The 13,297-nt window shown below is 44.0% G+C and carries 11 protein-coding genes; 1 reads left to right on the top strand and 10 read right to left on the bottom strand.

The annotated features are described in order from the left end of the window. Window positions 1-10 precede the first annotated feature (10 nt). From aroK to RR876_RS07270, 6 genes are read right to left on the bottom strand one after another with little or no spacing between them, the layout of a single operon-like run. Window positions 11-544, bottom strand: a complete 534-nt coding sequence (gene aroK / locus RR876_RS07295) for a shikimate kinase AroK (protein ID WP_062032260.1) — start codon at window positions 542-544, stop codon at window positions 11-13. Window positions 545-581: 37 nt separating this feature from the next. Then, entirely contained in the window at window positions 582-2,660 is a 2,079-nt protein-coding gene (locus tag RR876_RS07290) for a type IV pilus secretin PilQ family protein (RefSeq protein ID WP_332476389.1), read from the bottom strand. A 19-nt stretch (window positions 2,661-2,679) separates the two neighbouring features. Then, entirely contained in the window at window positions 2,680-3,207 is a 528-nt protein-coding gene (locus RR876_RS07285) for a pilus assembly protein PilP (RefSeq protein ID WP_094148569.1), read from the bottom strand. Further along, window positions 3,207-3,944: a type 4a pilus biogenesis protein PilO gene (locus RR876_RS07280; RefSeq protein ID WP_130235305.1), complete on the bottom strand. Its 738-nt coding sequence runs from the start codon at window positions 3,942-3,944 to the stop codon at window positions 3,207-3,209. The genes RR876_RS07285 and RR876_RS07280 overlap by 1 nt, the downstream gene beginning before the upstream one ends. Further along, a complete protein-coding gene (locus RR876_RS07275) occupies window positions 3,941-4,597 on the bottom strand; it encodes a PilN domain-containing protein (RefSeq protein ID WP_332476388.1) in 657 nt (218 codons plus the stop codon). The genes RR876_RS07280 and RR876_RS07275 overlap by 4 nt, the downstream gene beginning before the upstream one ends. Further along, window positions 4,597-5,655 carry a pilus assembly protein PilM gene (locus tag RR876_RS07270; RefSeq protein WP_058870420.1) on the bottom strand — a complete coding sequence of 353 codons (1,059 nt, stop codon included), beginning with the start codon at window positions 5,653-5,655 and terminating at the stop codon, window positions 4,597-4,599. Before RR876_RS07270 ends, RR876_RS07275 begins: the two co-directional genes overlap by 1 nt. Window positions 5,656-5,820: 165 nt before the next feature. Between RR876_RS07270 and ponA the strand changes: the two genes are divergently transcribed. Then, a complete protein-coding gene (gene ponA, locus RR876_RS07265; protein WP_332476387.1) occupies window positions 5,821-8,349 on the top strand; it encodes a penicillin-binding protein PBP1a in 2,529 nt (842 codons plus the stop codon). 31 nt (window positions 8,350-8,380) lie between these two features. Here ponA and RR876_RS07260 read toward each other — a convergent pair whose 3' ends face one another. From RR876_RS07260 to RR876_RS07245, 4 genes are all read right to left on the bottom strand, one after another. Further along, window positions 8,381-9,187, bottom strand: a complete 807-nt coding sequence (locus RR876_RS07260; protein WP_332476386.1) for a methyltransferase domain-containing protein — start codon at window positions 9,185-9,187, stop codon at window positions 8,381-8,383. A 69-nt stretch (window positions 9,188-9,256) separates the two neighbouring features. After that, window positions 9,257-10,375 (bottom strand): phospho-N-acetylmuramoyl-pentapeptide-transferase, encoded by a 1,119-nt coding sequence (mraY, locus tag RR876_RS07255; RefSeq protein WP_058951625.1) that lies wholly within the window; start codon window positions 10,373-10,375, stop codon window positions 9,257-9,259. Next, a complete protein-coding gene (gene murF / locus RR876_RS07250; protein ID WP_332476384.1) occupies window positions 10,376-11,785 on the bottom strand; it encodes a UDP-N-acetylmuramoyl-tripeptide--D-alanyl-D-alanine ligase in 1,410 nt (469 codons plus the stop codon). It abuts the gene before it with no gap. 9 nt (window positions 11,786-11,794) lie between these two features. Continuing rightward, window positions 11,795-13,291 (bottom strand): UDP-N-acetylmuramoyl-L-alanyl-D-glutamate--2,6-diaminopimelate ligase, encoded by a 1,497-nt coding sequence (locus RR876_RS07245; RefSeq protein WP_332476382.1) that lies wholly within the window; start codon window positions 13,289-13,291, stop codon window positions 11,795-11,797. Between the last annotated feature and the right edge of the window lie 6 nt (window positions 13,292-13,297).

Raw genomic sequence — 13,297 nt, 5'->3', positions numbered from 1 at the left:
TGAATCAAAACTACTTTACAAGAATCAAGTTTAAGATACGCTGCGCAAGATCACGTGCAGCCCCTTGATTGGTCTCGATAATATAATGGGCAACTTCACGATATAAAGGATCTCGAACGCTGAGTAAGTCAGTTAACTTTTGTTCAGGATTCTCCACTTGAAGCAGTGGACGATTTTTATCACGATAGGTTCGCTGTAGTTGAATCTCTACAGGAGTATAAAGATAAACAACGATACCCCGTTGTTTGAGAAATGCGCGATTTGGAGCCTGAGTCACCGCCCCACCACCTGTGGCCAAGACCAAGTTGGGTCGAGAGGTTAACTCATCAATCACAACTGTTTCACGACTACGAAAGCCAAGTTCACCCTCTTTTTCAAAGATCCATGGAATCGTTGCCCCTGTTTTACGCTCAATCTCATGATCACTATCAAGAAACTCACGCCCTAACAGTTCAGCTAAATGTCGTCCTACCGTTGTTTTTCCAGCCCCCATAGGCCCTACCAAATAAATATTTGGTAGGGTTTCAAACTCTTTGCTTGGCAAGGAGTCACCTTTTAGATTTGTTCAAATTGAAAATATATTAATGATTTCTTGAAACACTGTCATTAACAATTCGTGGTGTCACAAAAATCAATAACTCAGTTTGTATGGTAGTTTTGACATTATTCTTAAATAAGTTACCCACCACAGGTAAATCACCCAAGAATGGCACTTTTTGATAGTCATTACGCTTCGTATCATCAAAAATACCCCCCAGTACGACGGTCTCACCATCATCAACTAAGACATTAGTTTGTAATTCACTGGTATCAATCGCAAGACCATCATTGGTAATGTCACCAATCGAGTCTTTTTCAACCATGAGTGACATTTGAACTTTACCATCTGGGGTAATGCTTGGCGTCACTTCTAATTTTAAGTTAGCCGCACGAAATTCAGTTTTTAGGCCTTCTGTCGCGCTCCAAGTTTGATAAGGAATTTCTGTACCACGTAAAATATAAGCTTTTTGCTTATCGCCTGTAAGTACTTTCGGTGCAGATAACACTTCACCATGACCATCCGCTTGAAGTGCACTTAACTCAAGGTTCAACATATAATCTGAAATTTTCAATAAACCAAAGTTAAACGTACCAGCAGTGTTTGTTGCTAAATCCACACCCAAATCAAAACTTGGCTGGAAATCTCCACCCCACACAGGGCTACCGCTCAGCTTCTTCGCACTCCACTTAATCCCCAATTCGCGAGAAAAGTCTGTTGATGCTGTGACAATACGGGCTTCGACCATCACCTGTTTCACTGCGACATCCAGCAAGTCAATCATGCGACGAATCTTGTCAATATTTTGCTGCGTATCATTAATAATTAGCGTATTGGTACGCGAATCAGAAACTGCACTACCACGAGCACTCAATAAACTTTCCAAAGCCAATGAATCTGAACCCGCTGTACGGTTAGACTCACTCCCTTTACTGTCTCGAGAGTCCTCCAACAACTTCAGTACATCCGCCGATTTAGCATAACTCAATTGAATGTAATCGGTTTGAATGGGTGAAAGCTTAATACTTTGTGCAATCGCCTTCGCTTCATCTTCCTCAGATTTGATCAGTTCAGCTACAGGTGCAATCCAAATCACATTACCATTGCGTCGCTTATCCAAATTCTTAGTTTTCATGATGATATCAAGCGCCTGATCCCACGGTACATCTTTAAGGCGTAAAGTAATATTGCCTTGTACCGTGTCCGAAGTCACCATGTTAATACCTGTAAAATCAGCCAAGAGCTGTAATACACGGCGCACTTCAATATCTTGGAAATCTAAAGAAATCTTTTTGCCTGTATAAGCACTTGGTGCTTTAGGCTTCATTGGGTTTTTATCTTCAGGACGCTTTAAACTAATGGTGAGCTTATCTTCTGCCTGATAAGCCATATATTCAAAACTACCATTCGATTGGATCGTTATCAGGCCGTTACTGCCATCGTTTTGTGCATCGATGGTCGATACAGGCGTTGCGAAATCATTCACATTGAGACGGCGCGATAAGTGGGCAGGAATTTTATTCCCCAAAACACGCACCACAATTTTACTGCCTTGTTGTTTCACATCGACAGGGGTATTGCTACCTTTTAAATCAATGACAACTTGGCCTTCGCCGTCTGAACCACGTTGGAATCCAATATTTGAAATACCTTGCTCTGAACGCGCTGCAGCAACAGGTGTTGCTAGCGCTGGATTCGCTGAGTTAATTTTCAGAATAAAGGTATTACCTTCAACACGTGTAGTAAATGCACCTGCATCCGCCAAATTTACAGTTAAACGTGAACGCTGCGCATCTGAAGTTACATCTACTGTACTTGCTTCAGCCGTTGCCACCGCAATACTGCCTTGTTTTAAGCTCTGCTGTGCTTTATCAAAATCCAAAACCAAACGTGATGGCTGTTCCAACTGATAGGCTTGCGGCTGTGGTGGCAAACCGTTGAACATGACACGAATTTCTGTTCCCTGTCCCGGAATTTGCATCGGCACAATATTCGTAATACTGACTTGCGCACTTGCAGCCTGCATCACCGCCATTGCAATTGCACCCATTGAAAACTGACGGAACATATGGTTCATCGTATTGCCATCCCCAAATATAAAATCTTTAGCACTATTTTTCATTTTTATTCCTTTTCCTTTTTTAAGGCGCCGGCCCAATTAATACTAGGCTTCTCGGGCGCTCGACATAGCCCTCACGCCCATCCGGAATAATTTCAATCAAATCAATTTGTGTGGCAGTGATATTAATCACACGACCATGATTCATCCCCAAATAACTACCACGCTGCACGCGTTCAATTTCACCATCTGGTGTTTGAATCAACGCCAAAATTTGTCCATTTTGTCCGCGCATGCTGCCTTTCATGTTAAGCGATTCAATCGCATAACTTTCCAAGGGTTGTAATTGGCGAGATAGGTTTGGATAGACACGCTTTCCAGCCATAATCTTCAGTTCAGCCGCTAACGAGCTTGGCATAAACGGGCTCTTTAATTGGTGCGCAGCATAGTTAAAGGTCGGTACAGGTGGGAAATCTGGCGCTGGCTCAATCGGCAATGGTGGCTGATTGCGAATTTCAGCCATTTGCATATTGACCGCATCAATACGAGAATCACAACCGACAAGGAATAGTCCTACGCAGAGACTAAGCATGAGATTTTGATATTTCATTACTTGGCACCTCCTGCATCGGCTTTCGTATCATTCTTTGCATCTTTCACATCAACATCTGTGGTAGCCGTCGCCCCGACATAACGGTAGGTTTTTGCTTTTACACTGTATGAAATTTGCGGAATATCCGTCTTTTTCTCATTGTTACTTGATGCTGAGATATCGAAGTCATGTAAGGTCACAATACGCGGCAAAGCTGCAATCCCACTGACAAATGAACCAAAGGAATGATAATCACCGGTCGCTTCAATGGAAATAGGCTGTTCGATAAAGAATTCTTGGCGAATTTCTGGCTCTAAACGAATATTTTTAAACTTTAATCCAGAATTTACGCCGCTCACGTTGATATCTTCAACCAAACCCGGTATCTCGGTTTCTTTCGGCAGCTGTTCTAACTGCTGATTGAAATTCGCTTCCATTTCTTGCAATTGCGCTTGATATTGCTGCAAGTTACGTAATTTTGAATCTTTTTCACGGAACTCATTCAGTAAATTTTGTTCTTGTGCATGTGCATTTGAAATCGCATCAAGTTTCGGCTTAATCACGACAAAATAACCCAATGCCCCAATTACTAAAATGATAAAGATCCAACAAGTCAATTTGACTGAAAAGGGCCAACTACCGTAGTTATTTGGATCTAAGGTATTGAACTGTTGAAAAAACTTATCAACCGTCATTTTCTTCTTGGTTACAGCATGGTTTTCTGATGTTAATTCTTCAAATTCATCGCGACTCATTGTGCTGCCCCCGCTGTTGAATTATTAACTGTACTTGCTGCTTCAGGTGTGGTCGCATCAGGCGCGGTCGGCTGAGCAATCTCATCTAAATCTGCAGTGACCACAAATGTGCCATAGGTCTCTTCAACACGCGGCACAATGGAACTTGGTGCTTTATCTTTTTTCTCTTCAGCAACCAAGAATGAATTCATAAAGGCATTGCGATACCATGCCGATGCTTCTAGATTACGTAAGAATTCCGCAACTGTATTCGGGCTCTCCGCTTTCCCTTCAATGGTAAATTTATCACCTGTACGCACAAACTTAGTAATGTACATATTACTCGGTGTAACACGTACCATTTCATCGACCAAACGCACAGCCACAGGGCGTTGACCTTGCAAACCTTGGATCAACTTCATCCGTTCAACAATCGCATTGCGCTGCTCTTGCAGACCTTCCAATGACTTTAATTGGACATCTAAGTTTTGATTGGTACTCACCACCAACTGATTGGCTTGTTCTTGATCTTCCAGTTTTTGACTGTAAAAGAACCAAGCCAAAGCAACAGCTAAAACCCCAACTAATGCAGCCCCAACACAATAGGCAATAAATTCTTTTTTTCGTTTCTCTCTTAACGCATCACGCCAAGGGAGTAGGTTTATTTTTGCCATTAATCAAAACTCCTCAATGCCAATCCACATGCCACCATGAGTGATGAAGCATCATTTTCAATTTTTTTAATGTCGATTTGTGGAGAAAAGCCCATCTGTAAAAATGGGTTGGCAATGGTGACCCGATAACCTAATTTTTGTTGTAATAACTTCGCCAGTCCTGGAATATTGGCATTCCCCCCTGCCAATAAAATATGGTCGATCTCATTAAATTGAGAGGACGAAAAGAAGAACTGCAAAGAACGTGCTGCTTGTTGCACCACAGCTTCAAGAAAAGGTTCAAGGACTTCAATATCATAGTCGTCAGGCAGGGTACGGCTTTTTTTGGCACGTCCAGCTTCTTCAAAAGACAAACCATAACGATTTTGAATTTCTTGCGTCAGTTGTTTACCCCCGAACACCTGTTCACGGGTATAAATGACTTTATTATTTTGCATGACAGATAAGGTGGTCATGGTATGACCGATGTCCAGAATCCCAACGGTGTTTACACCCATTGGAAGCGTATCTGAAAAGACTTTGAATGCATTTTCAATGGCGAAACTTTCAACATCGGCAATCTTAGGCGTTAAACCACCTAACTCCAATGCTTCGGATCGCGCCTCTACATTTTCAATGCGGGTTGCAACGAGGAGTACATTGACACGATTAGGATTGGCTAAACGGTCTGGAAGGACTTCAAAGTCCAAACTCGCTTCATCTAATGGGAATGGAATATATTGCTCAGCATCATCACGAATCTGAATTTCACGTTCGTCATCGTTCATATCGGCATCCATTTCAATGATTTTAGTAATCACCATGGACGTCGGAACTGCCAGTGCTACGTCTGTCGATTGAACATTGGCCAAATTTACCGCACGCTCAAGGGCATCACCAACTGCTTCTGGATTCAATATATTTTTTTCGACCACACTTCCTTCTGGTAATGGGACTAGTGCATAGCTCTCCACCCAATACCGATTGTTTTTAACAGAAAGTTCCAATACCTTAACAGAAGTCGAACTAATATCTACTCCTATTAACCCCTTACTTGGCTTACGATATAACCTGAGCACAGTATCATTCCTATTATTTTTTTATCCCCAAAAAAAGTAACCCACTAATTAGTCTGCGTCTATAATTTTATACGGATACAATAACTCATCTAACATTCCGTATGTGTACAGGATATACTGACCGCTAATTAGTTTGCCATTAGCTCTTATTAAAACTTACTTGTTATGAAAAAGCTATCTTGTTCGGGCCGTGTTCATCCATTTTTTTTGATCATTATTATAATGTTGGTCTCAATTCCAATGGGTTTTTATGGCATGTATCTCTATATTGCCCCATCTTTGCCGCAAATGACAACTCTAAAAAAGGCGCCATTACTAAAACCTTTACAAGTTTATAGTGCGGATAACCAACTCATTTCGGAATACGGTGGCAAGCTATCTGTACCCGTAGATTACGATCAAATCCCGCGAAGTTTTATTCATGCCTTTTTAGCGGCTGAAGATTCTTCTTTTTTTGAGCATAGTGGTATCAGTTTTAAAGGTTTAGGACGTGCAGTCAGTGAAAGTATTACTGGCTCCAACGTCCAAACGGGTGGCTCGACCATCACCATGCAAGTGGCCAAAAACTATTATCTCAGTCCCGAGCGTACGTTAAAACGTAAGTTGACTGAAGTTTTTCTAGCACGAAAAATTGAACAAAATTTGACGAAAGAGGAAATCTTAACCCTCTATGTCAACAAGATTTTCTTGGGTAAAAATGCCTACGGTATCGCAGCGGCAGCTAAAATCTACTACAACAAAAGCTTAGATGAACTCAGCATTGCGCAAATGGCAATGATTGCAGGTCTGCCTAAAGCGCCGTCTAAATACAATCCAGTGGTCAACCCCGAACGTGCTTTAGAACGTCGTAACTGGATTTTGGGTCGTATGCTCCAGCTAGGCTACATTAACCAAAGCCAATATGAAAAAGGCATTGCGGAACCAATTAACCTCGATATGCCTGACCGTGGGGTAAGCAATCGATTTCCCTACATCGGCGAAATGGTCCGTAGCGAACTGATTGAAAAGTTTGGCGAACATGCAATTGACTCTGGTTATAAGGTCTACACCACCATCAACAGTGAACGCCAAGCCTATGCCGAACAAGCGGTACAAGATGGTTTAGAAGCCTATGACCGTCGTCATGGTTGGCGTGGTGCGGAAGCTCATGACAAACCCTTAAGTAGCTTTAGTGCATTTGCCAACACCTTCCCTGCTGAAGTTACCCGTGTCAATCAAAATAGTTTTGATGCCTTAATGCAAGATGGCTCAACAGTGACAGTGCCATGGTCTGGCATGTCTTGGACACGTCCTTATCGCAATGCGAATGCGGTAGGCGGTGCACCATCAAGAGCATCTCAAATTGTTAAAGTGAAAGACATTGTGCGTCTGCGTCCCAATGACAATAAAACCTCATGGGCTTTGGTGCAACTGCCTAAAGTTCAGGGCCAGCTGATTGCACTTAACCCAAACAATGGCGCTGTAGAAGCCTTGGTTGGTGGTTATAATTTTTATCAATCTAAATTTAACCGAACCACACAAGGCTGGCGCCAACCAGGTTCGATTATTAAACCTTTTGTCTATGCACTCGCTTTAGAGCGCGGTATGACACCGTATAGCATGGTCAATGACAGCCCGATCACCATTGGAAAATGGTCACCGCGTAATGCCGATGGTCGCTATTTAGGCATGATTCCCCTGCGTCGAGCACTCTATTTATCGCGTAACACCGTGTCAGTTCGACTCCTGCAAACCGTGGGCATTGAACGTACACGCCAATTGTTCATGGACTTCGGCTTAACCGATGAACAGATTCCGCGGAACTATACCATCGCACTCGGAACACCTCAGGTTTTACCGATTCAAATGGCTACTGGATACTCAGCCTTTGCCAATGGCGGTTATCGTATTCAACCACACTTCATCAATCGTATTGAAGATGCCTATGGCAAGGTCATTTATCAGAACAACCCTGAATATGCATGTATCAGTTGTATCTCTCAACAAGAATCAAATCCTCAGTCTGCTGACACCATCACACCTGATGATGAAGTCATTGAAGTCACCAACCAAGATTTGAACCCTGCTGAAAAATCGGCAAATCCAGTGGAGATCAACAGTGACTATCGTCAAGCGCAACGTATTTTAAAATCCAGCTCTGCTTATGATATGGCGAATATTTTAAAAGACGTGATTCAACATGGTACAGGCCGTGCTGCGCTGCGTATTGGACGAGATGACTTGGGCGGTAAAACAGGAACCACCAATGATGCAAAAGATGCTTGGTTTGCCGGCTTTAATGGTAAATTGGTGACTGTAGCGTGGGTCGGTTTCGACCAACCAACAACTTTAGGGCGCCGCGAATATGGCGGTGTGGCTGCGCTCCCGATTTGGACAGATTTCATGGCCAAAGCCTTACAAGGCACGCCTTCGGCTTGGGTTCAACTCGATGCCAAAGCCAAAGCGCCGATTCAACGCCATCAGAAAGAAGCACCTCAGAGCAACTTAGGCCCAACCCCACCCTTGGCGCAGCCGTTGTATCGCCCTGCACCTGTGGTGGTTCCACGTGCTCCTGAGCGTGACTTTGATGATTTGCCGGGTGAGGAGGAAACGTTGGTTCCAAAGAATAGCACCCCACCCACCATGCAAGCACCCAAAGAACAACCGAAACCTAAATCGGATGCGCTCGATCATTTGATTGATCAAGTCCAATAATATAAGCCCGCATTTGCGGGCTTTTTTATACTTATGCTTTTTTCTGAAACAGTAAAATTTGATACTGGGCGTGTAGTTCAAAAGCTGTTTGAGCCTCTAAAGCTTCACGGCGCTCTTGTTTTGCTTTATAGGCATAAGGGGTCATCGCAATCAGGTTTTGTAAGTCCTGCTGATTGAGCTTAAGTTCAGCATCGACAACATCATCACTCACCAAATCAAATGCATCACTCAACTGTTCTACAAATTTGCTCGGTTCATGCGGCTTCACCTCTTCAAACAAGGCCTCACGCATTGCATATAAATGCTGAGGCGCAGGCGTCACCACCAACAAATATCCTTGCGGCTTGAGTACCCGTAAAATCTCCTGTTTTGGAATCGGGCTAAACAAACTACTACACAGATCAATCGATTGATCCAACACGGGTAAAGTTGCCCCTGTACCCACCACCCAAGTAATGTTTTTATTGATTTTCGCAGCCACTTGAACCGCATTTTTTGCAATATCCACACCGATGCATTGCAGCACTTCAGCCTGCATCGCATCGGTGTAATAGCCTTCACCACAGCCGATATCGAGTAAATTTTCAATACGTAACTCACGCACCTTATTTACCACTGCTTGCTGTAACGGCGCGTAATAACCTGCACTTAAGAATGCACGACGGGCTTGTACCGACTCAGGCGTATCCCCCGGATTTTTGCTGTGCTTATGTTGCACCACATGCAGATTGACGTAGCCTTGTTTCGCCACATCATAACTATGTGAATTCGCACAGCGCCATGTTCTTTCGTTTAAAGTTAAAGCCTCACGACACACAGGACACATGAGCAGATTCATTATTTTCTCCAAGACATTACCTCAGGCATAAAAAAAGCCGGCAAATGCCGACTCTTTTCATACTTTTGCTTAGCGCAATTTTAAGGTCATTAGCCCTAAAACTACCAGCATAATTGTGATAATCCAGAAACGAATCACCACTTGGGTTTCACGCCAGCCTTTTTTCTCATAATGGTGGTGTAATGGCGCCATCAGGAATACCCGTTTATTGCGCATTCTAAGGGAACCAATTTGCAAGAAGACTGAAATCGCTTCGACCAAAAACACACCAGCCATAATAGCAAAGACAATTTCCTGACGAACCATAACCGCAATTGTACCAAGCATTGCACCCAATGATAATGCACCCACATCGCCCATGAAGACCTGTGCAGGGTGTGCATTAAACCAAAGGAAGGCCAAACCTGCGCCAATCATAGCTGCACAAATCACCACCAACTCAGAGGCAAAGCGTACATAAGGAATATGTAAATAATTGGCAAAACGGACATCACCAGCCAAATATGCAAATACACCTAGACCTGCAGCAACCAGTACCACAGGCATAATCGCTAAACCGTCCAAACCATCGGTCAGGTTCACGGCATTTGATGCACCATTAATCACCAAATACGTGAAAATGATAAAACCAATACCCAGCGGAATCACCGACAAAGGAATACTTAAATCTTTAAAAAATGGAATCAGCAGATCCAGCATATTTGCGGTATGTACAGGATTGGTCTGTTGCTGTGCAATTACATATAGCGCAATACCTGCGCCCAATGACGCAAGCGACGTCCAGAAGAACTTTTTACGGGCAGGTAAGCCTGCATTGTCTTTATAGCGAATCTTGATCCAGTCATCAGCCCAACCCACTGCACCAAAAATCACCATCACCGCCAAGACAATCCATACATACGGGTTGGATAAGTCTGCCCACAACAGTGTGGAGATACCAATTGAGAGTAAGATCAGCACCCCACCCATGGTTGGTGTACCCATTTTTTTGGCATGATTTTCAGGAGCATATGAACTCACGGCTTGACCATATTTGAGTGCTTGCAACTTGCGAATCATCACAGGACCGAGCACTAGACCAATGGTCAGTGCGGTTAAAACACTGAGCAAAGAACGCAATGTTAAATAACGAACCACCTGAAACGAACTATGGTAGCCCGCCAGTTGTTCAAATAACCATAACAACATTTAGAGTTTCTCCATCAAATCAGCCATCAACGTTTCCATATGGGTATAACGAGAACCTTTAAAGAGGAAACTCATAGACTGGGGTTGATGTGTTTCAATTAAACTAAGTAAGAACGGCAAAGCCTGCTCTTGAGTTAAAAAAGCCTGCATTTTTTTGCCATATTGGGTGCTGCGTGCGCCTTCTTGTGCCGCAGGTGCAAATTCACCGACAGCCACCACGAAGTTCAGCCCTTTCACTGAGACCAAATCACGCCCCAGCATATAGTGTTGCTGTGCAGCAGAGCTACCTAGCTCACCGATATCGCCCATCACCATCACTCGAACCCCCGCTTGCTGTGCAAGCACTTCAGCAGCGGCACGCATAGAAGTTGGGTTGGCATTATAGGTATCATCAATCAACAAATGATGGCCTTGTTGAATAAAGTTCAAACGCCCTTTTGCACCGACCGCTTGCTCAAGGCCAATCACAATCTCATCCAAACGGATGCCAATCGCTAAAGCAAAAGCTGCCGCAGCGGTCGCATTTTGAACATTATGCTCACCAGCAAACGGCAAATTCACCTGACGCATGCCTTGCGGGGTATTTAGCTTAAACGTTGCCGACTGTGCCTGTAGTTCAATCTCAGTGGCAAAGACTTCTCCACCCGCACCAAAGCTGAGTACCTGTTCGGTTTGTACTGCTTGGCGAATGCTATCAGTAAAGTCATCGGCCGCAGGAACAATAGATGTCCCATTTGGGGCAATATGCGCATAAATCTCAGACTTGGCACGGCAGATACCATCGCGTCCACCAAACTCACCCAAGTGTGCTGTACCAATATTGATAATGCCTGCCACCAAGGGCTGGACCAAATTCGAGGTATAGTCAATTTCACCTTGATGGCTTGCACCCAATTCCATCACTGCATATTGATGCTCAGGACGTAATTCCAACAACATGACTGGCACACCCAAATCATTATTCAGGTTGCCACGGGTCACCAACGTTGGTGCTATACGTGACAAAATACTACCTAACATTTCTTTGGTGGTGGTTTTACCACTACTCCCCGTCAGCGCAATCACTTTTAGCTGTGGGTTTTGTGCACGACGATAAGCCCCCAGTTGTCCCAATGCCAAACGTGTATCAGGCACCACCAACTGACAAATCTCTGCATCTATAGGCTGACTCACAATGGCCACTTGGCAACCTTGTTCAGCAACTTGCGTAATAAAAGCATGTGCATCAAAACGTTCGCCTTTGAGTGCTAAGAAAGCATCTCCTGCTTCTGCATCACGTGAATCCGTCAAAATACGTTTAATTTCAGTATTTGGCGCTTGATCATTTAGCCAATAACCTTGGGTGGCTTCAAGTAACTGTGCGGCGGTCCATGACACTAAAGGCACTGTGCTGGTTGTTGAGGTATGCATACGACTTCCTTAGTGTGCAGGATAAGCAGAATCAGTAGTGTGGTGCTGTGCATCAATCGCGGATTGCACTTCGACGACATCGTCAAACCAATGCCGAACACCCTCTATTTCTTGATAGTTTTCATGACCTTTGCCGGCAATCACGACAATATCACCCGCTTGGGCCTGTTGGACTGCAAATTTAATCGCTTCACGACGATCATGAATTTCATGAACCACACGAGTTGAGAAATCAACACCCGCTTTCATATCAGCAAAAATTTGCTCAGGATTTTCGGTACGTGGGTTATCTGAAGTCAACAACACTACATCCGCTCCATTTAAAGCAGCTTGGGTCATGAGTGGGCGTTTGCCACGGTCGCGGTCTCCACCACAGCCAAATACCGCCCAGAGTTGCTGTTCTACATGGCGCTTCAACGTGCTTAAGACTTGCACCAGAGCATCAGGCGTATGCGCATAATCAACCACAAATAAACGCGCATCATCACGAATCACTTGCATACGGCCTGGTGCACCCTTGAGCTGTGCTGTCGTAGCAACCACATCGGCTAAATCAAAACCCGCTTGTTCAACCATAATTAAACTTGCGACCAAATTTTCAATATTAAAATGACCCAATAATGGGTTCTGTACCTGATATTCGGCCTGTGCCGTAGACAGGCTAAAGTTCGCACCCGTCAGGCTATATTGAATATTCTTCACCTGATAGTCTGCAGGCTGCGTGGTTGAATAGGTCAAAATTTTCGGTTGGGCTGGATTATTTTGTGCCGCTTGAATCATGACTCTAGCATGCTCATCATCCAGATTGATGACTGCAACTTTCAATGATGGAAATTGAAACAAGCCAGATTTAGCTTCGGCATAGGCCTCAAGCGTGCCATGGTAGTCCAAATGGTCGCGACTTAAATTGCTATATGCAGCAATTTCAATCTCACTGCCCGCTAAACGGCCTTGCTCCAAACCATGTGAAGAGGCTTCAATCGATGCAAATTCAGCACCTTGCTTGGCATAAGTATGTAGTGCATTTTGTAAATGTAACGCATCCAAGGTGGTATGCGACGATGCTTCTAAATTCGGTAAAATGCCATTTCCTGTCGTGCCCATCACAGCACAAGACTTACCTTGCAACATCAGCAGCTCAGCAACCAAACGAGAAATGGTAGTTTTACCATTCGTTCCTGTCACCGCTAAAATGCGAGCAGGCTGTACTTGACTAGTGGCCAACAAAAATTGCTTTTGCCAGCCCCCCATCAAGTGACGTACATTCGGCACCACAATGCTGTTTTCAAGTCCAAGTTCAGTTTCACTCACCACCGCTAAAGCCCCTTTGTCCAAGGCTATTTGTGCAAACTGCACTGTTTTTTCAGGTTGTGAAAGCGATGTCAGCGCAATAAAAATTTGCCCTGCCTGTACTTTACGACTATCAAGAACAAAACCTTGAAATGGCTGTGCCATCCATTCAGCGCTTAAGTTAGCGGTATAGAGTTGTTGAAATGTAATGGACATTCATCA

Origin of the sequence: Acinetobacter sp. (assembly GCF_036666595.1) — a bacterium.
Taxonomy (GTDB): domain Bacteria; phylum Pseudomonadota; class Gammaproteobacteria; order Pseudomonadales; family Moraxellaceae; genus Acinetobacter.
The sequence above is the reverse complement of the archived record's forward strand: the minus strand, read 5'-3'. Positions and strand labels throughout refer to the sequence as shown.

What these genes read in the sequence shown, in the direction of transcription:
- RR876_RS07290 (WP_332476389.1), bottom strand. Translation starts at nt 2,660, where the DNA reads ATGAAAAATAGTGCTAAAGATTTTATATTTGGGGATGGCAATACGATG.
- RR876_RS07285 (WP_094148569.1), bottom strand. Translation starts at nt 3,207, where the DNA reads ATGAAATATCAAAATCTCATGCTTAGTCTCTGCGTAGGACTATTCCTT.
- RR876_RS07280 (WP_130235305.1), bottom strand. Translation starts at nt 3,944, where the DNA reads ATGAGTCGCGATGAATTTGAAGAATTAACATCAGAAAACCATGCTGTA.
- RR876_RS07275 (WP_332476388.1), bottom strand. Translation starts at nt 4,597, where the DNA reads ATGGCAAAAATAAACCTACTCCCTTGGCGTGATGCGTTAAGAGAGAAA.
- ponA (WP_332476387.1), top strand. Translation starts at nt 5,821, where the DNA reads ATGAAAAAGCTATCTTGTTCGGGCCGTGTTCATCCATTTTTTTTGATC.
- RR876_RS07260 (WP_332476386.1), bottom strand. Translation starts at nt 9,187, where the DNA reads ATGAATCTGCTCATGTGTCCTGTGTGTCGTGAGGCTTTAACTTTAAAC.
- mraY (WP_058951625.1), bottom strand. Translation starts at nt 10,375, where the DNA reads ATGTTGTTATGGTTATTTGAACAACTGGCGGGCTACCATAGTTCGTTT.
- murF (WP_332476384.1), bottom strand. Translation starts at nt 11,785, where the DNA reads ATGCATACCTCAACAACCAGCACAGTGCCTTTAGTGTCATGGACCGCC.
- RR876_RS07245 (WP_332476382.1), bottom strand. Translation starts at nt 13,291, where the DNA reads ATGTCCATTACATTTCAACAACTCTATACCGCTAACTTAAGCGCTGAA.